Origin of the sequence: Pseudomonas sp. TMW22091, assembly GCF_022496705.1 — a bacterium.
Lineage (GTDB): Bacteria > Pseudomonadota > Gammaproteobacteria > Pseudomonadales > Pseudomonadaceae > Aquipseudomonas > Aquipseudomonas saxonica.
This window is the reverse complement of record NZ_SCFI01000014.1, coordinates 23,155-48,120: the sequence shown is the minus strand read 5'-3', so window position 1 is coordinate 48,120 and position 24,966 is coordinate 23,155. Positions and strand designations below refer to the sequence as shown.

Annotated in this window: 26 protein-coding genes; 16 read left to right on the top strand and 10 right to left on the bottom strand. The window is 56.2% G+C overall.

Annotated elements, in window-relative coordinates; genetic code table 11:
• Positions 1-83 precede the first annotated feature (83 nt).
• Entirely contained in the window at positions 84-671 is a 588-nt protein-coding gene (locus EQV93_RS20280; RefSeq protein ID WP_122783854.1) for a UPF0149 family protein, read from the top strand.
• 4 nt (positions 672-675) lie between these two features.
• Positions 676-1,074 (top strand): YbaN family protein, encoded by a 399-nt coding sequence (locus EQV93_RS20275; protein ID WP_146386408.1) that lies wholly within the window; start codon positions 676-678, stop codon positions 1,072-1,074.
• A gap of 174 nt (positions 1,075-1,248) precedes the next feature.
• Here EQV93_RS20275 and EQV93_RS20270 read toward each other — a convergent pair whose 3' ends face one another.
• Together EQV93_RS20270 and EQV93_RS20265 are read right to left on the bottom strand one after the other, a co-directional pair.
• Complete coding sequence (locus EQV93_RS20270; protein ID WP_240892326.1) at positions 1,249-1,854, bottom strand: tRNA-uridine aminocarboxypropyltransferase; 606 nt, start codon at positions 1,852-1,854, stop codon at positions 1,249-1,251.
• A gap of 17 nt (positions 1,855-1,871) precedes the next feature.
• Positions 1,872-2,765: a LysR family transcriptional regulator gene (locus EQV93_RS20265; protein WP_122783857.1), complete on the bottom strand. Its 894-nt coding sequence runs from the start codon at positions 2,763-2,765 to the stop codon at positions 1,872-1,874.
• 285 nt (positions 2,766-3,050) lie between these two features.
• Between EQV93_RS20265 and speB the strand changes: the two genes are divergently transcribed.
• Genes speB through EQV93_RS20245 form a run of 4 tightly spaced genes read left to right on the top strand, consistent with a single transcriptional unit; the run spans position 3,051 to position 7,383 of the window.
• Positions 3,051-4,001: an agmatinase gene (gene speB, locus EQV93_RS20260; RefSeq protein WP_122783858.1), complete on the top strand. Its 951-nt coding sequence runs from the start codon at positions 3,051-3,053 to the stop codon at positions 3,999-4,001.
• 9 nt (positions 4,002-4,010) lie between these two features.
• Positions 4,011-4,436, top strand: coding sequence for a YybH family protein (locus EQV93_RS20255; protein ID WP_240892325.1), 426 nt, complete (start codon positions 4,011-4,013; stop codon positions 4,434-4,436).
• Positions 4,437-4,457: 21 nt separating this feature from the next.
• Positions 4,458-5,969, top strand: coding sequence for a purine-cytosine permease family protein (locus EQV93_RS20250; RefSeq protein ID WP_122783860.1), 1,512 nt, complete (start codon positions 4,458-4,460; stop codon positions 5,967-5,969).
• A 34-nt stretch (positions 5,970-6,003) separates the two neighbouring features.
• On the top strand, positions 6,004-7,383 hold the full coding sequence (locus EQV93_RS20245) for a sodium:solute symporter (RefSeq protein ID WP_240892324.1): 1,380 nt from the start codon (positions 6,004-6,006) through the stop codon (positions 7,381-7,383).
• 51 nt (positions 7,384-7,434) lie between these two features.
• Here EQV93_RS20245 and EQV93_RS22430 read toward each other — a convergent pair whose 3' ends face one another.
• Both EQV93_RS22430 and ptrR read right to left on the bottom strand, forming a co-directional pair.
• Positions 7,435-7,560, bottom strand: coding sequence for a PA1414 family protein (locus EQV93_RS22430; RefSeq protein ID WP_267129116.1), 126 nt, complete (start codon positions 7,558-7,560; stop codon positions 7,435-7,437).
• A gap of 127 nt (positions 7,561-7,687) precedes the next feature.
• On the bottom strand, positions 7,688-8,584 hold the full coding sequence (ptrR, locus tag EQV93_RS20240; RefSeq protein WP_122783862.1) for a putrescine utilization regulator PtrR: 897 nt from the start codon (positions 8,582-8,584) through the stop codon (positions 7,688-7,690).
• A gap of 104 nt (positions 8,585-8,688) precedes the next feature.
• Between ptrR and EQV93_RS20235 the strand changes: the two genes are divergently transcribed.
• Complete coding sequence (locus EQV93_RS20235; protein WP_240892323.1) at positions 8,689-9,870, top strand: MFS transporter; 1,182 nt, start codon at positions 8,689-8,691, stop codon at positions 9,868-9,870.
• On the opposite strand, the gene EQV93_RS20230 is transcribed toward EQV93_RS20235, so the two are convergent.
• From EQV93_RS20230 to EQV93_RS20220, 3 genes are read right to left on the bottom strand one after another with little or no spacing between them, the layout of a single operon-like run.
• Complete coding sequence (locus tag EQV93_RS20230) at positions 9,818-10,747, bottom strand: DMT family transporter (protein ID WP_122783863.1); 930 nt, start codon at positions 10,745-10,747, stop codon at positions 9,818-9,820. The two genes, EQV93_RS20235 and EQV93_RS20230, sit on opposite strands and share 53 nt — an antisense overlap.
• Positions 10,748-10,803: 56 nt before the next feature.
• On the bottom strand, positions 10,804-11,208 hold the full coding sequence (locus EQV93_RS20225; protein WP_146386399.1) for a DUF2177 family protein: 405 nt from the start codon (positions 11,206-11,208) through the stop codon (positions 10,804-10,806).
• A 21-nt stretch (positions 11,209-11,229) separates the two neighbouring features.
• A complete protein-coding gene (locus EQV93_RS20220; protein ID WP_122783865.1) occupies positions 11,230-12,066 on the bottom strand; it encodes a CvfB family protein in 837 nt (278 codons plus the stop codon).
• A gap of 356 nt (positions 12,067-12,422) precedes the next feature.
• On the opposite strand from EQV93_RS20220, the gene EQV93_RS20215 reads away from it, so the two are divergent.
• Entirely contained in the window at positions 12,423-12,602 is a 180-nt protein-coding gene (locus EQV93_RS20215) for a hypothetical protein (RefSeq protein WP_003441690.1), read from the top strand.
• A gap of 189 nt (positions 12,603-12,791) precedes the next feature.
• A complete protein-coding gene (locus tag EQV93_RS20210; protein ID WP_122783866.1) occupies positions 12,792-13,514 on the top strand; it encodes a TorF family putative porin in 723 nt (240 codons plus the stop codon).
• Between the two features lie 3 nt (positions 13,515-13,517).
• Here the strand turns inward: EQV93_RS20210 and EQV93_RS20205 are convergent, their stop codons facing one another.
• Both EQV93_RS20205 and EQV93_RS20200 read right to left on the bottom strand, forming a co-directional pair.
• Positions 13,518-13,670, bottom strand: coding sequence for a hypothetical protein (locus EQV93_RS20205; RefSeq protein WP_240892322.1), 153 nt, complete (start codon positions 13,668-13,670; stop codon positions 13,518-13,520).
• 213 nt (positions 13,671-13,883) lie between these two features.
• Complete coding sequence (locus EQV93_RS20200) at positions 13,884-15,662, bottom strand: ABC transporter transmembrane domain-containing protein (protein ID WP_240892321.1); 1,779 nt, start codon at positions 15,660-15,662, stop codon at positions 13,884-13,886.
• 223 nt (positions 15,663-15,885) lie between these two features.
• Here EQV93_RS20200 and EQV93_RS20195 point away from each other — a divergent pair, with 223 nt between their 5' ends.
• Positions 15,886-16,062, top strand: a complete 177-nt coding sequence (locus EQV93_RS20195; protein WP_240892320.1) for a PA1571 family protein — start codon at positions 15,886-15,888, stop codon at positions 16,060-16,062.
• Positions 16,063-16,127: 65 nt separating this feature from the next.
• On the opposite strand, the gene pdxB is transcribed toward EQV93_RS20195, so the two are convergent.
• Positions 16,128-17,270, bottom strand: a complete 1,143-nt coding sequence (pdxB, locus tag EQV93_RS20190) for a 4-phosphoerythronate dehydrogenase PdxB (protein WP_240892319.1) — start codon at positions 17,268-17,270, stop codon at positions 16,128-16,130.
• Between the two features lie 226 nt (positions 17,271-17,496).
• Between pdxB and tssI the strand changes: the two genes are divergently transcribed.
• The 6 genes from tssI to EQV93_RS20160 all read left to right on the top strand — a co-directional run bounded on the left by tssI (position 17,497) and on the right by EQV93_RS20160 (position 24,933).
• Positions 17,497-19,884, top strand: coding sequence for a type VI secretion system tip protein TssI/VgrG (tssI, locus tag EQV93_RS20185; protein WP_240892318.1), 2,388 nt, complete (start codon positions 17,497-17,499; stop codon positions 19,882-19,884).
• Complete coding sequence (locus EQV93_RS20180) at positions 19,881-22,112, top strand: phospholipase D-like domain-containing protein (protein WP_240892317.1); 2,232 nt, start codon at positions 19,881-19,883, stop codon at positions 22,110-22,112. Before tssI ends, EQV93_RS20180 begins: the two co-directional genes overlap by 4 nt.
• Complete coding sequence (locus EQV93_RS20175) at positions 22,112-22,990, top strand: tetratricopeptide repeat protein (RefSeq protein ID WP_240892316.1); 879 nt, start codon at positions 22,112-22,114, stop codon at positions 22,988-22,990. The genes EQV93_RS20180 and EQV93_RS20175 overlap by 1 nt, the downstream gene beginning before the upstream one ends.
• Before the next feature lie 107 nt (positions 22,991-23,097).
• A complete protein-coding gene (locus EQV93_RS20170; protein ID WP_240892315.1) occupies positions 23,098-23,976 on the top strand; it encodes a tetratricopeptide repeat protein in 879 nt (292 codons plus the stop codon).
• Positions 23,977-24,051: 75 nt separating this feature from the next.
• Entirely contained in the window at positions 24,052-24,459 is a 408-nt protein-coding gene (locus tag EQV93_RS20165) for a hypothetical protein (RefSeq protein ID WP_240892314.1), read from the top strand.
• Between the two features lie 66 nt (positions 24,460-24,525).
• The gene (locus tag EQV93_RS20160; RefSeq protein ID WP_240892313.1) at positions 24,526-24,933 is read left to right on the top strand and encodes a hypothetical protein; all 408 of its coding nucleotides are present in this window, start codon (positions 24,526-24,528) and stop codon (positions 24,931-24,933) included.
• Positions 24,934-24,966: the final 33 nt, after the last annotated feature.

Sequence of the window (24,966 nt, the reverse complement as noted above, 5' to 3'; positions counted from 1 at the left end):
CACAGCAAATGTGCGCTGCGACTGGCTTGAACGCTCAAGAAAGCCTAGAATTCGGCATTGTTTATTTACTAGGTAGTCCTTTAATGTCCTTCGCTGAGCAACTAACCCGCCTGCAAGTCTTCCTCGACGCCGACGAGCTGCATGACGAGGCGCTGGACTACGTGGCCACTCACGGCTTCCTGACTGCCTTGTCCATCTGCTCTGAAGAAGTGCCGGAGCGCGAGTGGATTGATGCAATCTTCTCCGAAACCCCGCACTACAAAGACGACGCCCAGCGCGAAGAGATCGAAGCGACCCTGATTCAACTCAAGGCGCACATTGCCCGTCAATTGGCGGCGGACGAAGAGTTCGAACTGCCGTGCGACCTGGATCTGGGCGACGAGCCGGATGACTCCGACCTGCGCGGCTGGTGCATCGGCTTTATGGAAGGCGTATTCATGCGCGAAGCCGCCTGGTTTGAAACCGCCGAAGAAGAAGTCAGCGAAATGCTGCTGCCAATCATGGTGGGTTCGGGCCTTTTCGACGATCAACCTGAGTTCGCCGACATCGCTCAGGACGCCAACCTGATGGACGACATGATCGTGCAAATCCCTGAAGCGCTGACCGCCCTGTTCCTGCTGTGCCAGGCACCTGACGAGAAGCCGGCGATCCTCAAGCCACGTCACCACTGATTCTGTGGCACCGCCCTCTCCAGGCAACCGTTCGCGGTTGCTGCGTTACGTTCTGTTTGCCATCGGCTGGCTGAGCGTAACGCTGGGGGTGATTGGCATCTTCCTTCCGGTTTTACCCACCACCCCCTTTCTGTTACTGGCCGCCGCCTGTTTTGCGCGCAGTTCGCCGCGTTTTTATCAGTGGCTGGTCGACCACCCGCGTCTGGGCCCCTGGATCCGCGATTACCTGGACGGCAATGGCATCCCTCTCAAGGGCAAGGTCTATGCCATTGGTCTGATGTGGCTGAGTATCGGGCTGTCTTGCTACCTGGTGCCGCTGTTATGGGCGCGAGGCTTCATGCTGACCAGTGCCGTGTGTGTCACGATCTACATCCTGCGCCAGAAAACCCTCGAAAAGCCTTGACCCTCCCCCATTCGTAGCAGCGGACGAGTGAAACGAGGCCGCGTTCGGGTGCGAAGCAGCCGTAAAACCTGTTTCGCAGTTTTTCAGCTCTGACTCGACCCTGTGCATCACGAGGACTTCGTCCTCGAACGCAGCCTCGCAGAGCTCGACAGCTGCTACGGAAATAACGAGCTATCAGGCTTTATCGCCATGATTGCGTTCATAAGTCTCAGCGCCCATGGCCTCAATCTGACCCTCGATCAACGCTTCAAACGGGCGCAGCAGCGGTGCAAACGACGTCGGCGCTTCAAGGATTTCCAACGCTTGCACGATTGCTTCCAGCGTCGACAGCGCACCCGGCCCTGGTGCCTTGCGCAGCCGATAACGCGACACCGCGCCTTGCGGCAACGTGACTCGAGGCAATTGCGCCAGCAACGAGTTGAGGTGCAGCAGCTTGCGCACCTTACGCCAGGTGCCATCAGGCACCACTAACAACAGCGGCAGGCTTGCCTCAGCTGATTCATGCGCAAGGAGCACCTGCGCGTCATCACCCGGAAACAGCAATCGCGCCTGATACCCCGGCACGTTAATCAACTCATCAAGATCATCGAACACTTCGCCAACGCGCAATTGCGCATTGGTTAATCCCAATGCGGCCAGTCGCGCCGTGTTCAGCGCATGACTGACTTCACTGGGGTGCTGCAACAGCAACACCCGTGTGCGGCTATCCAGTTGCGGGATCAAGGCACACAAGCAGTGAGTCTGCGGGCGCATGCAACGAGAGCATTGAGCTCGGGACATGGGAGTAAAACTCTCGATCAAAGTGGGTTGAGTTGCGCTTTCAAAAGGTCGCGGAACGTCTGGATCAGCGGCTCACGGCTACGGCCTCGGCGCACGATCATTGAAAACGGCGCCTGATAGCCAAAGGTCGCAGGCAACAGCACGCGCAAGTCGCCCTTTTCTACCCAAGGCTCGGCGTAGTGTTCGGGCAAGTAACCAATATAAGCACCTGACAGCACCAAAATCAGCTGTGCTTCCATGCTGTCGACCGTGGCGGCGCTGTGCTTGAAACCATGTCGCGCCAGCTCGGCCTGACTCCAGTAACCCCGGCCGACCATACGCTGCTGGGTGATTACGGGCTCGGGGATGCGACGCTCAGTAAACAGCGGATGCCGCGAACTGCAATATAACCAGTGCTGTTCGCGGTACAGCGGCTGATAGACCAGCCCGCTCATTCGCGACGAAAACGCGCCAATCGCTAAATCCAGGCGGTTGTCCTGTACCCCCAGTTGCAGCTCATAGGGGCTCATCACCGACAAATGCAAGTGAACGGCCGGGTGTTCCTGGCTGTAGGCACCAATCGCCTGAGCAAAAGGCAACGCTTTGTCGCTCACCGTTGAGTCGATGACACCCAGGTTCAACGTGCCACGCAGTTCGCCCTTGAGCGCCGCCGCGTACTGTTCAAAGCCTTCCAGCTCGCCCAACAGGCGCAAGGTCTCCTGATGGAACAGCTCACCTTTGCTGGTCAGACTAAAGCCACCCCGGCCACGATGGCATAACACCAGACCCAGACTGGACTCCAGTTGACTCATGTAGGTGCTGATGGCCGAAGTGGACAAGTTGAGGGCCTGCTGTGCATTGGCAAAACCCTGATGGCGAACAACGCTGGTAAATATTCGCAATAGTTTCAAGTCGGGCAAAGCGTTGGCCATAAGGGCTCCGGGCTGATTTCAGGTCGGCGGTGTGGCTTACCCTCACCCCGACCCTCTCCCAGAGGGAGAGGGGGCTGATTTGAGGCGTTCTTGAAGCCGCGTGCGGTCAGTCCCCTCTCCCTCCGGGAGAGGGTTAGGGTGAGGGCAAAGGCGCAAAGTCTACCCAGATCCCGCCCATTAGTTTAGAAAAACCTGAACTAAGTATTTGCCCACAGCGATTCTTTCCGCCTCGTACCTTTCGCAGAATCGGCCGCCATAACCACAACAAACGACGAGGCCCTTACCGTGGACAAAATTCTTCATCAACCACTGGGTGGCAATGAAATGCCACGCTTCGCCGGCATCGCCACCATGATGCGTTTGCCTCATTTGCAATCCGCCGCCGGGCTGGACGCTGCCTTTATCGGTGTGCCTCTGGACATCGGTACGTCGCTGCGCGCCGGCACCCGCTTCGGCCCCCGCGAAATCCGCGCCGAATCCGTGATGATCCGCCCCTACAACATGGCCACCGGCGCCGCCCCCTTCGACTCGCTGTCGGTCGCCGATATCGGCGATGTGGCCATCAACACCTTCAATCTGCTGGACGCCGTGCGCATCATCGAAGAAGCCTACGATGAAATCCTTGAGCACAATGTGATCCCGATGACACTGGGCGGCGACCACACCATCACCCTGCCGATCCTGCGCGCGATCCATAAAAAACACGGCAAGGTCGGGCTGGTGCACATCGATGCCCACGCCGACGTCAACGACCATATGTTTGGCGAAAAAATCGCTCACGGCACCACCTTCCGCCGCGCTGTGGAAGAAGGCCTGCTTGATTGCGACCGTGTCGTGCAAATCGGTCTGCGCGCTCAGGGATATACCGCTGAAGATTTCAACTGGAGCCGCAAACAAGGCTTCCGCGTGGTGCAGGCAGAAGAGTGCTGGCACAAATCCCTCGCCCCACTGATGGCCGAAGTCCGCGAAAAAGTAGGGGACGGCCCGGTGTACCTCAGCTTCGACATCGACGGCATTGACCCGGCGTGGGCCCCAGGCACCGGCACCCCGGAAATCGGCGGCCTGACCACCATCCAGGCCATTGAAGTGATTCGCGGCTGCCAGGGCCTCGACCTGGTGGGCTGCGATCTGGTAGAAGTCTCGCCGCCTTACGACACCACCGGCAACACCTCGTTGCTGGGGGCCAATTTGCTCTACGAAATGCTCTGTGTGCTTCCCGGCGTGACGCACCGCTGAGGGTTGAACATGAGCGATCGCGATGAGGTGCTTGGCGCTGCGGCAGATTTGGTTTCAGCGTTTGCGCGCAACGAGCGCGAAGCCTATTTCGGCGCGTTTAGCGCCGATGCCAGCTTCGTGTTTTACACCCTGCCCCAGCCTTTGCTGAACCGCGACGCCTATCAGGCACTGTGGGACAGCTGGCGTCGGGACGAGGGCTTCGAGGTGCTCAGCTGCACCTCGAGCAACGCCTTTGTCAGCCTGCACGGTGACATGGCGGTGTTTGTGCATGACGTGGCCACCGAGCTGCGCATGCACGGGGAGCAACTTTTTAGCCAGGAACGCGAGACCATTGTCTTCAAGAGACAAGCATCGAGCGCACAAGAACAACAAGGCCTGTGGCTGGCCTGTCATGAACATTTATCCGCAATGCCGGAAGGGCTGCCGCCCCATTAGCCAATGTGATCGGAGCTGATCATGAATAATAAAAATAACCATAAGAATGTGCGTCAGATAGAAACCCACGGGGTCGAACAGATCCCGGACAACGAGCGCAGTGCCGGACCGGGCGATTTGTTTCGTTTGATTTTCGGCGGCGCCAATACCTTTGCCACAGCGGTGCTGGGCAGTTTTCCCGTGCTGTTTGGCCTGTCGTTTGAAGCCGGGCTCTGGGCCATTGTGCTCGGGGTGGTGCTGGGCTCGCTGATACTGGCGCCGATGGGGTTGTTCGGCCCCCTCAATGGCACCAGTAATGCGGTGTCTTCCGGGGCGCATTTCGGCGTACACGGGCGCATTGTCGGCTCGTTCCTGTCGCTGCTGACGGCAATTGCCTTCTTCTCACTCTCGGTGTGGAGTTCAGGGGATGCCTTGATCGGCGGTGCCAAGCGCATGGTCGGCCTACCTGAAACAGATCTCAGTCTGGGCCTGGCCTATGGCGTGTTTGCGATCTTGGTGTTGACCGTCTGCATCTACGGCTTCCGCTTTATGCTGTGGGTCAACCGCATTGCAGTGTGGGCCGCAAGCCTGCTGTTTCTGCTGGGGATTTTCGCGTTTGCTCCGGCTTTCGACAGCCATTTCGCTGGCAGTGTCGCTCTCGGTCAAACCGGTTTTTGGGCCGCCTTTATTGGGGCTGCACTGGTAGCCATGAGCAATCCGATTTCCTTCGGTGCGTTCCTCGGCGACTGGTCACGCTATATCCCCCGCCACACACCCAAGCGCCGCATCATGCTGGCAGTGATTGCAGCGCAGCTCGCAACGCTGATCCCGTTTGTGTTTGGACTGGCCACCGCCACCATCGTTGCCAGCAAAGCTCCGGACTATATCGCCGCCAACAACTACGTCGGTGGGCTGCTGGCTGTGGCGCCGAGCTGGTTCTTTCTGCCGGTGTGCCTGATCGCGCTGATCGGCGGCATGTCCACCGGTACAACCTCGCTGTATGGCACCGGGCTGGATCTGTCCAGCGTGTTTCCACGGCTGCTGTCGCGGGTAAAGGCGACGCTGCTGATCGGGGTGATGTCGATTGCCTTCATCTTTATCGGCCGCTTCGCCGCGAATCTGGTGCAAAGCGTCTCGACCTTTGCCGTCTTGATCATTACCTGCACCACACCGTGGATGGTGATCATGATTATCGGCCTGATCACACGGCGCGGCTTCTATTGCCCGGATGACTTGCAAGTGTTCACCCGTGGCGAGCGAGGCGGGCGCTACTGGTTCAAGCACGGCTGGAACTGGCGTGGCCTTGGCGCCTGGGTTCCCAGCGCGCTGGTGGGTCTGTGCTTCGTCAACTTGCCGGGCCAGTTCGTCGGGCCGCTGGGCAATCTGGCACAAGGCATCGACATCAGCCTGCCGGTCACCCTCGGTTTGGCATCGTTGATGTACCTGGCCCTGCTCAGCCTGTTCCCGGAACCCGGCGCAGTGTTTGCGCCTGAAGATCCGCGCCGTCAGCGCACCACTGCCCTGGAACCTGCCGTGATGCCTCGCATCGCCTGAGCGCCTCATAACAATAAACTGGAGACTCGCCCCCATGGCTTTAGATCTACTGGTCGTTCTTATCTACGCTGCGGCAATGCTGGTGCTGGGTTACTACGGCATGCGCAAGGCTAAAACCCACGAAGACTATCTGGTGGCAGGTCGCAACCTGGGCCCGACGCTGTATATGGGCACCATGGCCGCCACCGTGTTGGGCGGTGCTTCAACGGTCGGCACCGTGCGCCTGGGTTATGTACACGGGATTTCCGGCTTTTGGCTCTGCGCTGCACTGGGCTGCGGGATCATCGCGCTCAACCTGTTTCTGGCCAAGCCGCTGCTCAAGCTCAAGATTTTCACCGTCACCCAGGTGCTTGAAAAGCGTTACAACCCGATGGCCCGCCAGGCCAGCGCAGTGATCATGCTGGCCTACGCACTGATGATCGGCGTGACCTCGATTCTGGCCATCGGCACCGTGCTGGAAGTGCTGTTCGGCCTACCCTTCTGGGCGTCTGTTCTGCTGGGCGGCGGCGTGGTCGTGGTGTACTCGACCATTGGCGGCATGTGGTCGCTGACCTTGACTGACATCGTGCAGTTTGTGATCAAGACCGTTGGCCTGATGTTTGTACTGCTGCCTATCTGCCTGTACCGAGTAGGTGGCTGGGATGAACTGGTAAGCAAACTGCCCGCTTCCAGCTTCAGCTTTACCAGCATCGGCTGGGACACCATCATCACGTACTTCATGATCTACTTTTTCGGCATCCTGATCGGGCAAGACATCTGGCAGCGCGTCTTTACCGCCAAAACCCCAAAAGTGGCCCAATATGCCGGCACCGTGGCAGGCCTCTATTGCATTGTGTATGGCCTGACCTGCGCCTTGATCGGTATGGCCGCCCACGTGCTGATTCCGGATCTGGGCAACGTCAACAACGCCTTTGCCGCCATCGTCAAAGTGTCGCTGCCGGACGGGATTCGCGGGTTGGTCATTGCTGCTGCACTGGCCGCCATGATGTCCACCGCCAGCGCAGGTTTGCTGGCGGCTTCCACGGTGCTGACCGAAGACCTGCTACCCAAATTGCGCGGCGGGAAGCAATCAAGCCTGGCCATCAATCGGTTGTTTACCTTGTTGACCGGCTTTGTCGTGCTGGGGATCGCACTGGTGGTCAATGACGTGATCAGCGCCCTGACCCTGGCCTATAACCTGCTGGTCGGCGGTATGCTGGTGCCATTGATCGGGGCGATTTTCTGGAAACGCGCCACCACTGCCGGCGCCATTACCAGCATGGGCCTGGGCTTTATCACGGCCTTGGTGTTTATGTTCAAGGATGGGCTGGAAGCCAACACACCGATTTATTACAGCCTGGGTGTGGCTTTGGTCAGTTTTGTACTGGTCAGCCTGATGGCTCGACGGCCTGCCACGTTGGCAAGCGCGGCCTGAAACTCAACCTGCAGGAGCAACCGGGTGTTGCTTCTGCAGGAGGGTGCCAACTTAGCGACGACGTTGTGGCCGGCGGCGCGGATCTTCGACCGGAATCGGCACAGGCTGCATGGGCGGCTCGAGCAAACCCAAGGCAACGCCGAGGTCATGGAGCCAGGTTTGCAATTTGTCTTTCATATTTCCCCCTTGGGGTCACGCTGGCGACGTTAATTCTGCGATCGCTTCAGACAGATAATAGTCCTAAGTCCTACAAGATGCTTGCTTAAGGTCAATGAACTTTAGGCTAATCTCCTACATATAGGCGCTACACCGAAACGCCAGGTTGCAACGCTGAAACGCTGTCGGGCCGTGCCTGCTGGAGCTCGATCCAGGCGTTCAGGTTGGCGCCAAGTCGCCCTTTTCGCCACATCAGCCACGTGGTGGCGCTGGCAAAAGGTTGTTGCAAAGGATGTACACGCGCATTTTCGCGCCCCGGCAAGCTCGCCAGCATCGACGCGGGCATCAACGCGACCCCTGAACCGGCAACCACACACGCCAACATACCCTGATAAGACTCGATTTCCATAACCCGGCCCATCGCCGCCCGATCACTGGCATACCAGGCCTCAAGGCGTGCCCGATACGAGCATCCCTGGCGGAAGGCAAACACCTCGCTGCCCTGTACATCCAGAGCACGGGAAATCGCAGGGCGGTCAAGATCACTGATCAAGACCAGTTGTTCCTGGCAAAACTCGACGCCATCCAGACCAGCCAACTCCAGCGGGCCATCGACCAGCGCAGCATCCAGTTCTCCGGTCAGCAGGCCGGTGAGCAATTCGCCACTGGGTGCTGACTGCACCTGCAGGTTCACCGCCGGATACGTCCGGTGATAGTGCGCCAACAGGCTGGGCAGATGAATAGCCGCCGTGCTGTACATCGTCCCCAACGTAAACGTGCCGGACGGCACACCCCCTTGAACGGCACTCAAGGCCTCATCGTGCAGGGCGAAAAGACGCGCGGTGTAATCCAGCAGCACTTTACCCGCGGGCGACAACTGCAAGCGTTGCCGTTCTCGCACAAACAGATCAACGCCCATCTGCTCTTCAAGTTGCTTGAGACGGGTCGACAGATTAGAGGGCACACGGTGCAAGCGCTCAGCCGCACGGGTGATCGAGCCTTCTTCGGCCACCGCCTGAAAAATCCGCAATTGGCTGAACTCCATTGCATTCTCCAAAACTGAATAAGTCACTCACTATTATTCATTTTTAATGAAAGTCAATGCTCGATAGCCTGACGGTCATTGTCTTCAGTCAGGAATCAGCAACCATGTCTCCCCTCTCACGCTTGATCGCCAGCTTTATCGCGCTCGTTATGGCGATGGGCATTGGCCGTTTCTCACTCACCCCACAACTGCCCCATTTGATCAGCGAAGGCCAGATTGACCTCACCGGTGCCGGCCTGATTGCAGCCGCCAACTACCTCGGGTATTTAGTCGGCGCATTGGATGCGATGCGCGCTAAACGTCCCGATCAAGTGCGCGCACGCTTGCACACCGGCTTGTGGCTGTGTGTCGGGCTGACGCTGGTGTCATTCTGGGCGCACGGCTTTTGGCCTCATCTGCTGCTGCGCTTCGGCGCGGGTATCGCCAGTGCCTGGGTTATGGTGATGATCACCTCACTGAGCCAGCAACTGGCAATCAGTGCCAATCGCCCCCGCCTGGGTGCACTGGTGTTTGCCGGGCCGGGCGCGGGTGTATTGCTCACCGGCCTGCTGGCGCTGGGATCTAACCTGCTCGGACAAAGCTCGGCCACGCTGTGGCTGATTTACGCTGCGGCGGCGCTGATCATGGTGCTGGGTATTAGTCCTTTATTGCCCAAACCGGCTGTGCTCCCCACTCAGGCGCAGGTGCACTCCCACGGCGCCCGCCAACCAGGCATCAGCCGGTTGGGCGCCATTTATGGGCTGTATGGCTTGGGCTATATCATCCCCGCCACCTTTTTGTCGCAGATGGCCAGCGCACAGTTTCACGGCCAGTGGCAAGCCGACTTGTTTTGGCCCGCCTTTGGGCTGTGCGCAGCGATTGGGGTGGTGCTGATCAGTCTGCGCCGCCCTCATCCGGGCACCACCCGCTGGTGGTTAATGGGCGCTTTATGGGTTCAGGCGCTGGGCGTGTTGGCCTGCCTGCTGCCGAGCAGCGCCGGGCTGGCGCTGGGTGTGATCCTGTGCGGCACGCCATTTTTAGCCTGCATGCCGCTGGTGATGCAAAGCTCGCGAGAGTTGGCGCCCCACGCCACGCAGCGCAATGCCGCTCTGCTGACCGCTTGTTTCGCCGTCGGTCAACTCTGCGGACCATTGCTCGCGGCCCTCAGCAGTCATTTCAGCGGCGGGTTGCAGCCGGCATTGATGATCGCCGCCAGCGGACTGGTGCTAGCCGGGCTGCTGGCCGGACAGCGTGTCAACGCTCCAGTAATGCTCGCACCTTGCGACGGATCCACTGCTCGGCGCTGACACAGGTAATACCCAACAACACCAATACCGCGCCCGCTATGAAGTTGGCGCTCAAGGGCTCTTTAAGCACCAGTACGCCAAACGTGACGCCGAACATAGGCGTCATAAACGAGAACACCGCGAGGTTGGAGGCCATATAACGCTTGAGCAGCCAGAACCACACCAAGTAACTGAAAAAGGACACCACCAGCCCCTGAAACAGCACGCTGGCGAGCGCCACACCGGTCAAGCTGACATGGCTGATCTGACCGGTGATAGCAGCAATCACCAGCAGCCCGATAAAACCGACCATCAATTGGTAAAACAACGTCAGCGTGACCGGTGCCTCAGACAAGCGCGAGCCCCTCACCACCACGGTGGTTGCGCCCCACGCCATGCCCGCCAGAATCCCGCAGGCATCACCCAGCAACATGTTGCGATCCATATCAGCAAAAGACATCCCCCCGGCAAACGAGAAGGCGATGCCTACAAACGCTAGAAAAATCCCCAGCCACTGCAACGGCCGCAGGCGTTCGCTGGGCAACAGCCAGTTGACGCCAAGGGCGGTAAAGATGGGCGCGGTGTAGAGGAACACCGACATATGGGCGGCGCTGGTCAACGCCAGGCCTTGAGCGATAAAGAAGAACTCCAGACCAAACAACGAACCCGCCAGCAAACCTGCGCGCCAGGTGGCAGGCACTTGGTCCCAGCCGCCTTTCCAGCAGATCAGCCCGGCCACCAGCAGCGCGGCGATGCCGGAACGCGCGGCTGCTTGCATCACCGGCGCGATGTCTGGGGCTGCAATTTTGATAACGACCTGTTGCACGCCCCAAATAAGGCACAGTCCCAACATGACCTGCAGTGCGAAAGCATCCGGTGCTCGCCGCGAAACACTCATAGTACTACCTGAAAAAGCTCAACAGCTCAGTTGTAAACGGGAGGGATTAAAACGGATCAAGCCGCCATTTTGCGAGCGGTCCAATAACCCGAGAGTGAGGCGAGACAGGTCAATAAACCGCCCCATGCCATATCCATCAAGGCCAACTGGGCCGACCAGCCTTGCAGCGTCGCCCAGTTGGTCATGTCGTAAGTGCCATAGGCCACCAACCCAAAGAACGCACCGCCCAGTGCAGCTCTGCGCGCACTGCCTCGGCTCAGGGCCGGGAGTACCACAAAATACACTGCGCCCAATACGTACATCAGGTAGAAGACAATGGCTGGCCCCCACTTGGGCTGGGCCAGCATCAGTGGACCCAGCAGCTCTTTATAGGTAGAGCTCATGAGCACACCCAACCACAGGCCGTCGAGCACCAGAAAAGCCAGTAACGCACCGCTATACGCCCACACTGCCTTGCTCATGCCGACCTCCTTGGGTTGTATTCAGATCAACTCGATGCGGTCCGGGTGGATCGCGATCTTGCCTTCCTTGTAGAGCGCACCAATGGCTTTTTTGAAATTGCCTTTGCTGACACCGAACAGGTTGCTGATGACCTCAGGCGCACTTTTGTCGCTGACCGGCAACACGCCGTTGTTGTCACGCAACTGGCTGAGGATCTTGGAGTTCAAGCTGCTGGAGGCTTCTTGCCCGACCGGCTGCAAGCTCAGGCTGATTTTGCCGTCAGCACGAATCTCCTTGATATAGCCTTTCTCTTGCTTGCCCGCACGCATGAACTTGAAGATTTCGTTCTTGTGGATCAAGCCCCAGTGCTTGTTGTTGATCACGGCTTTAAAGCCCATGTCCGTGGCTTCTGCCACCAACAAATCCACTTCCTGGCCCACTTGATAGTTGGCCGGGGTTTTGTCCAGGTAACGGTCAAGACGAGCCGTCGCGGTAATGCGGCGCGTGTGCTTGTCGAGGTAGACGTGAACCACGACATATTCGCCGGCGGTCATCTGGCGTTTTTCTTCGGAGTACGGCAACAGCAAATCTTTCGGCAGGCCCCAATCCAGGAACACGCCAATGCTATTAACTTCCACGACTTTCAAGCTGGCAAATTCACCGACCTGAACTTTAGGTTTTTCAGTGGTGGCAATTAACTTGTCAGCACTGTCCAAATAAACAAAGACGTTAAGCCAGTCTTCATCTTCACTTGGAATATCTTTAGGAATATATCGGTTAGGCAACAGTATTTCGCCGTCTGCCCCACCATCCAGATACAAACCAAAGTTTGTATGTTTAACCACTTGCAAACTGTTGTAGCGACCGATTAAAGCCATGTCCAATACCCTCATTACGTGGGCGCATTCTACCCGAGTTTAGGTGGGCACATTGGCGCGGTGCCGCCCGGCCATCAAAAAAACGCTGAGACGCCTGATATATCAGGACTTTTTGTCGCACCCTGGATGCCATTCGTCAGTCAAAGGCCGGTCAGCAAGGGTTGAAGCCAGCCCCGCAAGCGTCTGAAAAGTGATGGGGTTATGAATTAAAACAGCGAGTTATAGAACTCTCTGGTGGACGACTATATGTATTCACCGCGCGCCCCAGTTATTTTAGAAAGATATTTAACAAGCATTTGTCAAGCCTTTCAGGTACTATCACCGACCTAGTTATTTTCTACAGGTCAATAGCCGCCATGCGCGTAAAAGCATCCGCCAGCAAAGCAAAGCCAGCTCCCGCTGTTGAAACCAGTGATTCCATCAATGCTCAAATCGAAGCATTCTTGAAGTCCGGCGGCGAAATCCAGCAAATCAACAAAGGTGTCAGCGGCCAAACTTTCGGCCCTTCCAAGCAAATTACGCTCGGCAAAAAGTAACACTCCCCGCGTCATCCGGTCCTTATGCGCTTTGCCCCCCAAGGCGCTAGGACTCTCGCCTGACCCTGTTTATTTCGCACAAAACCTTCTGATCACACAAAAAACTGACGAACGGCGTTCGTCGGCCGGCATTCATCCGTATGCTCTGAAGCGTCTAAATCAAGCCTTCCAGCTGCCAAGGAGGTCACTATGCTCACAAAGGCGTTACTGCTGACCGGCACGCTGCTGGCCAGCACGGCAGTGAATGCGCAAGTGTTTTCCCGCGAGCTGGGTGATTTCGACCTCAAGCTCGCCACGCAACCGACCCGCAGCATGGCCCAGGGCCTGGTGAAGCCCACCAGTCCCGGCTCGACCTTTCACGGCGGCCTGGATGTGACCCATGAAAGCGGCTGGTATGTGGGCCAATGGGCCCCGACTATGGGCATAAAACCCGGCAGCAACCTCGAAGTCGACTCCTACCTGGGCTACAAACACCCTTTCGACCAAAGCCTGAGCTACGAGCTGGGGCTGATTCATTACAGCTACCCCAAAGTTACCTCGCTCGACAGCCAGCAGATTTTTGCCGGGCTTACCGTGCTGGGCACCCGCTTTGGTGCGGCCTTCAGCAATGACCCGGACCGGCACGACAGCACGCTGTTTGCCGACCTGGGCGTCAATCAGCCGTTTGGCGTCGGGGTGCGCATGAAATACACCACCCACCAACTGGGCACCCCCGTGTCCATCGCCGAAGGTGGCAGCGTGCGCGCGTTCAATGACTGGTCGGTGACCTTCTCGCGCCCGTGGATGGGCATTGACCTGAACGTGATCTACAGCGACTCCAGTCTCGATGGCGCCGAGTGTTCCGCCTATTCAGGGCAAAACAGCCAGTGCGACGGACTGCTGACCTTCAAGGCCGAGCGTACCTTTTACTAGGCGTCAAAGCCTGTTCACGGCCGCTTTGGCCTGCTCAATCCACTGGCGTTTGCTTTCCTCAAGCTGCTCGGCCTTCAGCAAGCGGCGCCTATCTTCCGGGGTCAGATTGGCCTGGTAAGGCGCCTCGTGTCTCTCTTCGGAATACGAAGCAGACATGCCCTGCTCCCCGTCAGTTTTGACTGGGGAGTTATTAGATAAGGCAAAGAGCATCAATGTAGCCGCTGCCAAGGCACGAAGGCTGCGATCGAGCGCGAAGCGGTCGCAAACGATGCCACTTCGCAGTGTCAGGTTTTTACGACGGCTCTGCCGCCGATCGCAGCCTTCGTGCCTCGTCAGCGGCTACAGGTTGTTATAGGTGCCTGCAGCTGCTTATACGCTCTCTGCCACCCCGCCATTAAATTGCAACGCCGCCAACCGCGCATACAGCGCATTACTGGCGATCAACTGCGTGTGGGTGCCAATGGCGACCAGTTTGCCTTGGTCCATGACCGCAATCCTGTCAGCGTTCTGCACTGTCGCCAGACGGTGGGCAATGACCAGCGTTGTGCGACCTTTCATCAAGCTGGGCAAGGCTTGCTGGATCAAATGTTCGCTCTGAGCATCCAGCGCACTGGTGGCTTCGTCCAGCAACAGTATCGGTGCATCCACCAACAGCGCCCGGGCTATCGCCAACCGTTGACGCTGCCCACCGGACAAGCCCTGACCGCCATCACCCAAATGGGTTTGATAGCCGTCAGGCATTTGCAAAATAAAGTCATGGGCATGGGCAATACGCGCCGCGGCTTCAACTTGGTCGGCGCTGGCGTGAGCATTGCCATAACGGATGTTGTCTTCGATGGTGCCAAAAAATAACGCCGGGGTTTGCGACACCCAGGCAAAACAACGCCGCAGGTCTTGCGGGTCTAGCCGGGCGATGGGCAGACCTTCGAGCAGAATCTGGCCCCGCTGCGGGTCATAGAAACGCAGCAGCAAATCAAACAAGGTGGATTTACCCGCCCCTGAAGGCCCGACCAGTGCCAGAGTTTCACCCGCTTTGATCGTTAAGCTCAGCCCTTCAATCGCATGGTTATCCGGGCGCGAAGGGTAGGCGAAATACAGGTCTTCAAGCTGCAAGTTGCCCTGCACACGCTCAGGCAAAACCTGCACATCACTCGCGGGAGGCTCAATCAGGCTTTTCGATTGCAACAACTCATCAATCCGTTGAGCCGCACCGGCTGCCTGCTGCAATTCGCCAATCACTTCACTCAGGGTGCCAAACGCACTCCCCACCACCAGGCTGTAGAACACGAACGCCGCCAATTCACCGCCGGTTATACGCCCGGCAATGACATCCATACCGCCGACCCAGAGCATCACCCCGACCGCACCAAGCACCAGCAAAATCACCAGAGTAATCAGCCAGGCCCGCTGCACGATTCGCTTGCGTGCGGTGGCAAAAGCGCTTTCTACAGTGGCTGCAAAACGCTGCTGGTCTTGCTGCTGATGGTTGTAGGCTTGCACCGTTTTGATCTGGCCCAAGGCTTCGGCCACATAACTGCCAACGTCAGCGATTCGGTCCTGACTCTGGCGCGAGAGGTTGCGTACCCGTCGACCGAAAATAAGAATGGGGGCCAGTACCAGCGGCAGCGCCACCACCACAATGCTGGTGAGCTTGGGGTTGGTAACAAACAGCAGCACCACACCGCCAATCACCATCAAACTGTTGCGCAAGAACAAGGACAGGGACGAGCCAATCACCGACTGCAACAGTGTGGTGTCGGTGGTCAGGCGGGACTGGATTTCGGAACTGCGATTGTTCTCGTAAAACCCTGGATGCAGATCGATCAGGTGGTTAAACACCTGTCGCCGAATATCAGCAACAACCCGCTCACCAATCCAAGACACCAGATAGAAACGCACAAACGTCCCCACCGAAAGCCCCAAAACCAGCAACAGAAAAAAGCCAATGGACTGATTGAGCAAGTGCGGTGATTGGGTCATGAAACCCTTGTCGACCATCAGCTTGATGCCCTGCCCCATTGACAGGGTGATACCTGCAGTGACGACCAGCGCCAGCAAGGCACCCACAGCGTGCCAACGGTACGGCGATACAAAATGAGCCGCCAGACGAATGGCACGGCGTTGACGAGATGAAAGCATTCGGGGCATCCAGAGGGTGAATGTGCGTGAAAAGTCTAAGGCCTGAGTCAGGGAATATTTCTCACTCGCTTTGAATATGACCCATGACAACCAAGCCTAGGCCTTAATGTTCTAAAGTGAGGGTGGAAGTTTCAGGATATTTCTGTTGGACTGGGTTGGCCGCCAAGTTGTGTCACAACCTGGTCACTAAACGGAACTACATTAGCGCTACACCCTGATGAGGAGACAGGCCATGGATTTGCAACACAATGCTCAAGCGATTCCAGTGATTCGAACCCAACCACAGCAGTCACTGGGGTGCGCGATGATTGATGAACATGGAAAAGAAATTCTGATCACGGAAAAAATGATTCAGGACGCCTGCCACGAACTGGACAAGCGCTTGGTCAAGCCTTTTCGTAAAGACTGATTCTCATCTAACGCTGTAACGGCCCTCACCCTGACAGTGGCTGCCGTTACAGCGTTCGTTTCACCTCACACCAGCACAGCCCCCAAGGCCTTGACCAATTGCTTCAAGGCGACTGACTCACCTTCGACGTGCACCCTCAAACCCTCGATCTCACGACGTACCGGGTAGTTTTTGCGCAAAGCATCAAAGGCCAGTTTTTGCTCTTGGGCGCTGCCCACGAGACTGCGGCGAAAGTCTGCATCGTCGCGACGCGGATCGTAGACACCACGACACAGCATGGCCAGCGCCCAAGCCGGGTCGCTGTCGGCACTCAAGTGAACACTCGCCAACCACGGTGCGGGCAGCAAGTCGACAAGCTGCACCTCTGCGGGCCGAGCGAGAAAATCACACAGCGCCTTATACACCTGCGCCGTTCCGCGCTGCTTGCCATCAAGGCTATAGCCCGCAATATGCGGGGTTGCCAGCACACACAAGTCCGCCAGCTCGACATCGACCTCAGGCTCACCTTCCCAGACATCCAGAACGGCTTGCAGGTCATCGCGCCGGGTCAGCACATCACGCAATGCGCTGTTATCCACGACAGCGCCACGACTGGCGTTAATCAGCCACGCACCGGGCTTGAGCTGATTCAAGCGTTCAAGATCCAAGAGATGCCAGGTTGCATCACTTGCGCTTTTAGTTAAGGGGGTATGCAGGCTGATCACATCACACTGCTCGATGATGTGGGCCAAGCTTGCAAAATCGCCGCCTTCCTCTCTCTGACGCGGCGGATCACAGACCAGTACCTTGAAGCCCAATGCGCGTAGCACCTCGACCAGACGCCCGCCAACCTCACCGGCCCCCACCACGCCATAAGTACGCTGTACCAGGTCAACGCCTTCGATTTCGGCCAATGTCAGGAGGCTGCCGAGCACATAGTCCACCACGCCACGGGCATTACAACCCGGAGCACTGGCCCACTGAACGCCTGCCTGATCAAAATAATCCAGCGCCAAGTGATCGGTGCCGATGGTGCAGGTGCCAACAAACCTCACCGCGCTGCCTTCCAGTAACTCACGATCGACTTTTGTCACCGAGCGCACCAGCAGCACATCCGCATCATGCACATCGGTGCGGGTAATCTGGCGCCCCGGCAACCGGCGTATTTCACCGAATCCAGCAAAGAACGCTTCGATCAGCGGAATATTTTCGTCAGCAACAATCAACATGGCAGGCTCCTTTCGCGGAGAAGCAGTGTAGGCCTTGTTGTACGTCATGAGCCAGCAGGCTGTGGCTCATATGTTTCGCATGAAAGTTGATTAGTCCTACGCAACTACCGTTATTAACCTTGAAATCACGGGACGCATCCTACATCCAGAATGTAATCAGGATTGTTACCTTTCGCGACTCATTGTTCTGACGCGAGTCAGTTCGCCTTCGCGTAAGGAGTCGCTCATGGCAAGCGTTCTACCCCGTTTTCACTTCAGCCTAGACGGCCTGACCGACGACTTGCACGTACTGGCCTTCCAAGGCAAAGAGGCCATCAGCACACCCTATGCCTTTGACATTGAACTGATCAGCGAAAACCCTAGCCTGGACCCTGAAGGCCTGTTGCACAGACCGGGGTTTCTGGCTTTCGGGGCACCGGGCGGCGGTATTCACGGGCATGTATACGCCGTTACCTTCAGTGATGAACACGCACCTCTGACGCACCTGATCATCACGCTGGTGCCGCAACTGGCCTTACTTGATCTGCGCACAAATCAGCGTATTTTCCAGCAACTGACGGTTGAGCAAATCATCAGTCAGCTGCTCGAAGAACATGGCATTTTCAGTGACGCTTACGCGTTTACGCTGGATGTGCAGTATCAACCGCGTAATTACTGCGTGCAGTATCAGGAATCCGATCTGCACTTCATCCAGCGTCTGTGCGAAGAGGAAGGCATTCACTACCACTTCCAGCACAGCCCGCAAGGCCACCGCCTGGTTTTTGGTGACGGCCAGAGAGCGTTTCCAAAACTTGATGAGCCTGTGCTTTACCACCCGGACAGCGGCATGGTTGCCGAAGAGCGGGTGGTCAATAGCTTCAAAGTGGCGCTGAAAACCCGCCCGACTCGCAGCACACTGCGCGATTACAACTTTGAAACTGCCAGTCGGGAGGTAAAGGCAGACAGCCATCCTGACAACCAACGCCGTGGCCCGGACTTGGAAGACTATGTTTACCCCGGCCATTTCAAGCTGCAAACGCGCGGCAGACTGCTCAGCCAGCGCACACTTGAACGTCACCGGATCGACTGTCGCCAGGCCACCGGCAAAAGTGATCAGCCGGCCTTCGCAACCGGCCATTTAATGGCGCTAGGCGGGCATCCCAACCCCCTCAACAACAACCTGTGGCTGCTAAACGAAATCACCCATCAAGGCAAACAGCCTCAAGTGCTGCGCGCCTATGGCACGGCCGCAGCCAAACCGTCTGCGGACGGCTTTGATCAGGGCTATCGCAACGACTTTATCGCCACCCCGTGGGACGTGCCTTTTCGCCCCGCCTTAAAACACCCGAAACCCCGCGTTCTGGGTATGCAAACCGCCCGCGTGACCGGCCCGCAAACCGATGAGATCCACTGCGATGAATATGGCCGGGTGAAAGTTCAATTTCACTGGGACCGCCAAGGACAATACAACGATCATAGCAGTTGCTGGTTGCGGGTGGCCTCGTCTTGGGCCGGTGACACGTTTGGCGCGGTCACGGTGCCGAGAGTCGGCATGGAAGTACTGGTTTTATTTTTGCAGGCCGACCCTGACCGCCCGGTCATCAATGCGTGCCTGTCAAACAGCTTGACCCCCCCGCCCTACCCATTGCCAGCCAACAAAACCCGTAGCGTATTGCGCAGCCGCAGTACCCCGGACAGCACCGGTTATAACGAACTCCATCTGGAAGACCGCAAAGGCCAGGAACGGATCTACCTGCATGCCCAGCGCGATATGGAGCAACGTATCAACAACGATTGGCGGGAGCAGATTGAGGGCGAACGCCACCAGCTCATCACCGGCAACAGCGTGTTGATGCTCAAAGCCGAAGATCAACTCACCGTGAGCGGAGATCGCAAGGTGCAACTGCTGGCCAACGACCATTGCGAAGTCGCCAACAGCAGTCATACCTTGGCCGGCAAGCTCATCGCCATCGAAGCCGGCCAGGAAATCACCCTCAAATCAGGCGCCAACCTGGTGGTGACAGCAGGCGCCACGCTCACATTGATGGCCGCAGGGCAGCACATTGTGATCAATTCAGGCGGCATATTCAGCAGCACACCGATTCAGTTGGGAGGTGCTCCTCTACCGGGCACTGCCGCCAACCCTCTTACGCCCATGACCGTCGAAGCTTTGGCCAGCGTACTGCAGCTGCCGCTTTCAACCCCGTCTTCTCCGTTGAGCGCCCTACCGGGCCAAAAGACAGGCAAAAGTACGTTTAACTCAGAGAAGAATCAGGGGTTGAGTATCAACCTCAGACCGATGCCCGACTTACCGGGGTATGAGAGCGAGCCTTACCGACTGCTGGCTGACGGAGTTCAGATACAAGAAGGCATAACCGGGCCTGACGGGCTCGTCGAGTTCAAGCCGGTCGCCAACTGCGTGACCTACAGGGTTGAGCTCGACAACGGCCATCATTTCAGCATGAGCCTCGACTCCCCATCCATAGAGTTGCCGGTTGATCCGTACTTGGCCCAACAAGGCCATCGCGCTTATCCGACGAGCGCCGATCCTCAGCATAGAGCCCGCAACTTGCCCGAAGACTATAGGGGGCACGCCGCGCTACCCAGAAAACCTAACGAGGAGCCGGACGCATGAGCTATCCCTACTCCCCCGAATCTTTCAAATTCGATCCCAACCAACCTATCAACCTGACGATGGACTGGTTCGCCAACACCTCCTATTACCCGCCCCGCGCCGGAGTGCTGACCGAGCCGCTGGTCAATGGCCAAGCCGCCTTTGGCGCAGTTCATGACGCCATCGAGAACGCCCGGCACAGTGTCGACATCATCACCTGGGGTTTTGACCCGGCCATGCGCCTCAAGCGCCCCGGCGGCTTGCGAGTGGGTGACTTACTAGCGGCCAAAGGCAAGCAAGGCCTCACTGTGCGGGTGCTGGTGTGGCGTAATGTGCTGGCCGATTTCGTTGAAAAAACCCTGCCCGGCATCGGCCTCGGCGGCTCAGGCGGCACTGCCTTGGGTTCGGGGATCATGAACGGCAGCGCCGCCGACAACGAAGTGTTTCGCCTGGATAAACGCCGCACCCAAAATCTGCAAAAAATCGGCTTGCTCGGTCAAGACCTGCTGCTGGCTGAGTACCTGCGCCAAAACAAATCCCCCAGCTACGACCCGGTTTTCGTGGCAAAAGCCGCCCTGCGCCTAAAAGAATGGCAAGACGAAAACGCCGAAATAAACCGCCTGGCTGAAGAACAGGAGAGCGCACAGGGTTACAACAAAATCTCCGGTTCCGGCGGCACCCAACACGACCCCTGGGGGCAGATCTACACACGAGACTGGTTCAAGAACGTCAATAGCTCGCGCATGAACAACGTCGAGTTCCGCACCCGCGACTTCGACAGCACCACCGAAACCGTCATGAATGACGAACAAAGCAGCATCGTGCGGGGCCGCTTCGCCATCCTGCGCGACCTGCTCAATGCCGAAGGCATCAGCGACCTGAGCATCGGCCAGATGGGGTTATTGACCCAGTTCGCCAGTCATCATCAAAAAATGGTGCTGGTGGACTACGGCACGCCGCAGGCCATCGGCTTTGTGATGGGCCATAACCTGCACCGTAACTACTGGGACACCGACGCCCACCTGTTTGATGACCTCAAGGCCGGTCGCGACAAGGGCTTCGGCCCTTGGCAAGACATCTCGATGAAGGTCACCGGCCCGGTACTGGTCGACCTGAGCCACAACTTCGCACAAGCCTGGGACCTCGAAAACCCGTGGTACACGCGCTGGTTTGCCGATACATCGCTGCGAAAAGAACGCGACGCCCTGCCCATCCCCGACGTAGTCACCACCACCGCCCACAGCGTGGCGCAGGTGTGCCGCACCCAGCCGCAGTACGGCGAAAAATCCATTCTTGAGCACTACATCAAGGCCATTGGCAACGCCCGCGACTACGTGTACATGGAAAACCAGTATTTCCGTTACAGCGACTTTGCCAAGCGCTTGAGCACCATCGCCAAAACCCGCAAAAACCGGGGCGCAAAGGGCGACATCTACCTGTTCGTGGTCACCAACACACCCGACACAAAGACCGCCTCGGGCACCACCTACGAAATGCTTCAGGCGCTGGGCCAGGAACAGCTCATGCCCCAGGTTCAACGGGATCTGGCTCAAGGCCTGACGGAGCATCTGGAAGACCTCGAACACCTGAAAAACACTCCGCCTTTCCAGCCCTACCAGCTCCCTGCCCACCAGGAGAAAATCCAGAAACTGCAAGCCAAGGTCGACGCCTTGCTTGAGCAGGGCATTACACCTGAAGTAGGTGAACGACTGGACGGCCTGACCCCGGAACAGATCGCCGAACTGGCCGCCAAAACGGATGCGGACAAAAAGCCGTACGAACTCAGGGAAATCCCCGGCCTGAAAATCATCATTGCGACCCTCGCCACCAGCGACCCGGCTCCGGGAAGTGCACCGCCTCTGCCCATGTCGGCCGAGGCCGAAGTACAGCTCAACGCGCCAGTAACTAAAGCTCGATATAAAAACATCTACGTGCATTCAAAACTGATGTTGGTGGATGACGTTTATACCTTGCTCAGTTCCGCCAATATCAATATCCGCAGTATGCACAGCGACTCGGAATTGGGGATTGCGCATCCTCATCCGGTGTTGGCGAAGTCGTTGCGGGAGAAGTTGTGGGGGATGCATGCGGGTGAGGTTGACACATCAACTTCTGAAAACTTCAAGTTCTGGACTGAACAAATGGATGCAAACTGGCGAGCTCAGATAAAAGGCATCCCTCTTAATTCGCATCTACAACGTTTCTGGGACATAGCCACACCCTACAGTCCTGCATTTACGGTGGACTAATGCGCTCATTAAAAAATATCGCCCTGATTCTCTTATTAACTTGCGGAGTTCAAGTGATGGCTGATTCCAAAACTTTTGTGTGCGCCCATGAAAAGAACTACTTACCTCCACTTGACCCTTTAGCAGATGCTTGGTATCGAGAGGCCGTACTGCTGGCGAAACCGGACACTTTGCGACCTTGGGATCGCATAGTGGAATTATATAGCAAAGCTATAAAGCGAGATCACTGGAAAGCCATGCATAACTTGGCCGCCCTCTATCGAACAGGGTGGCCCGGAGGTATTGAGAAAGACACACAAAAAACCATCGACCTATATCAGCGCATGATTGATCTTGATATCCCACAAGGCTTTTATAATATGGGGGCAATCATTGGCAATAAGGCTGGTGTTAAAAATCCAGCCACAGATGGTCTGACTTTTTTGGACAAGGCTGCGAGAATGGGCAATCCTGCTGCACTCACAGAACTCGGCAAGCAACTCATATATATAGGCAACAAAGACGAACTTGGACTGCTGTATACACAGTGTGCTGCTGAGCAAGGATATGGCCACGCAAATTATGAGCTTGCTGCATACTATAAAATAGTGAAAAGAAACTTTCCAGTAGCCATACTCCATTACCAAAAAGCGCTTGCGCAAGGTCATGATGGCGCCGCATTTTTAATGAAACGAATATTCAACCGTAAAACAAAGCCACAATTTGCGATGTGGTATGAACCCAACGATGATCTGAATAGAATTTATAACGATCTTTACCAACAACTCCAAAATGAACCTGACTTACGCTTCCCTACCCTAATGAAAGACCATCCTCTTCCGCCCCATCCAACCCAAGGTTATGACGCAGAGAGACCTAACTGGAAGCCTAACTCATAGCTCCTCTGCAAACTGATTCATAAGATAGTCGAATTCAACAACACTACCAATAGAGAAAGAATATCCATGAAACACCCAAAATACTGCGACCACCTTAAGGAATAGTCATGCAACTATTCAGTGTCTTTATGCTTTTCTTGCTTTTAATTACAGGCATTCCTGTAATGGCAGAATTACGCCCTTTTGTATGCACTCATGAAAAGGACTATTTACCTTCACTCGACCCTTTAGCGGAGGCTTGGTATCAAGAAGCCGCACTACTGGCAAAGCCGGACACTTTGCGACCATGGGATCGCATCGTTGAGTTGTATAGCAAAGCTGTAGAGCGCGATCACTGGAAGGCTATGCATAACTTGGCCGCCCTCTATCGAACCGATTGGCCCGGAGGTGTAGAAAAAGACACCCAAAAGGCTATCGACCTTTATCAGCGCATGATTGAACTCAATATCCCACAAGGCTTTTACAATATGGGGGCAATCATTGGAAATAAGGCGGGTGTAAAAAATCCAGCCACAGATGGTCTGACATTTCTAGACAAGGCCGCAAGAATGGGTAATCCGGCTGCACTTACAGAGCTTGGAAAACTATACATATATATAGGAAAAAATAAACCATTAGGGTTACAGCTCACACAATGTGCTGCCGATCAAGGATATGGCCAAGCCAACTACGAGCTCGCTACCTACCACGAACTAATTAAACCAAACTTCCCTAAAGCACTAAAACACTACCAAATTGCTCTTTCACAAGGCCACAACACCTCAGGACGTATTATGCGACGAGTCTTTAATGCAAAGACTTCACCTCATAACGCTATGTGGTATAAACCCAGCGAGCAACTGTACACGATATATAACAACCTCTATCAGCAACTCCTAATTAATTCAGACTTACGCTTCCCCACCCTAATGCAAGACCACCCGCTCCCGCCCCATCCAACACAAGGTTATGACGCAGACAGACCAGGCTGGAAGCCTGAGCAATAGCGGCCCTAAACGCGCACTTAAACACTAGAACGTCTACCCAGACGCAACAATCCATTATTTCCCTTGCGAAAGCCTATGAAAACCAACTTCCTGTTTTACATTCTGCATTTGGCCATGAGCATAATAATCATTGTGTTTATTCCTTTACCCTCAATGATGGGCATGGCGTTTTGCGCAGCTATTGCGGCACTCATTCCAATGCTAATAGCTGGACGACATCAAAAAAAATTCAGGCCAATCAGCGAAAACTGGGTTTCCACACTGGGATGTTCTGTTTTTATGGGTGTGTTGATCACCGCCCTCTTCACAGCCAAAGCCTTTGTTTACATCCTTGCCGTCAGCATTACGGGGTCGCCTCATGCAACCGATGACTTACAGATAGGAAAACTGGTCGCCATCTGGCTATGCACCTCTGTTGTCGCAACAGCCTGTGTTTTCTTCGCCTATGACTTTATTAGGGCGCTACGCAACAACAGGAATTGATAACCCATTACCCATCCGACAACTTTATCCTCCATCGCCACCCTAATAAAAAAGAGAGCGACACTGATGCCTACCAAGACTCTGTTTGTGATTCTTTACACTGCACTGGTGATCGCAACCAATTATTTCTTCCCGTCCGGCAAGATCACTGACACGGCATTAATCGCGGCCTGCACGATACTTATCCCGATACTTTTATTTCGCCACGAGCGAAAATATTTCGTATCCCTTAGAAACAACTGGGGCTCGACAGCGGGGACTTCTTTATTGCTGGGCTGTATTTTTGCCGCAGTCTACACAGTGGAATTCTATTTCCATAACGTGACCATCATCATTTTTGGTGTGCCCTTAGCCACTCTTTACAAGGGCATGGCCCGCCTGTTTGCGTTTTTGTTCACCCTTTCATTTGCCATAAACATCTGCGTATTGGTTTTATACGATTTCTTCAGAATCAAGCCCTCCTCCACCCTGTAAATATCCCGACCACGGGTGCTCTTACATGCGCCT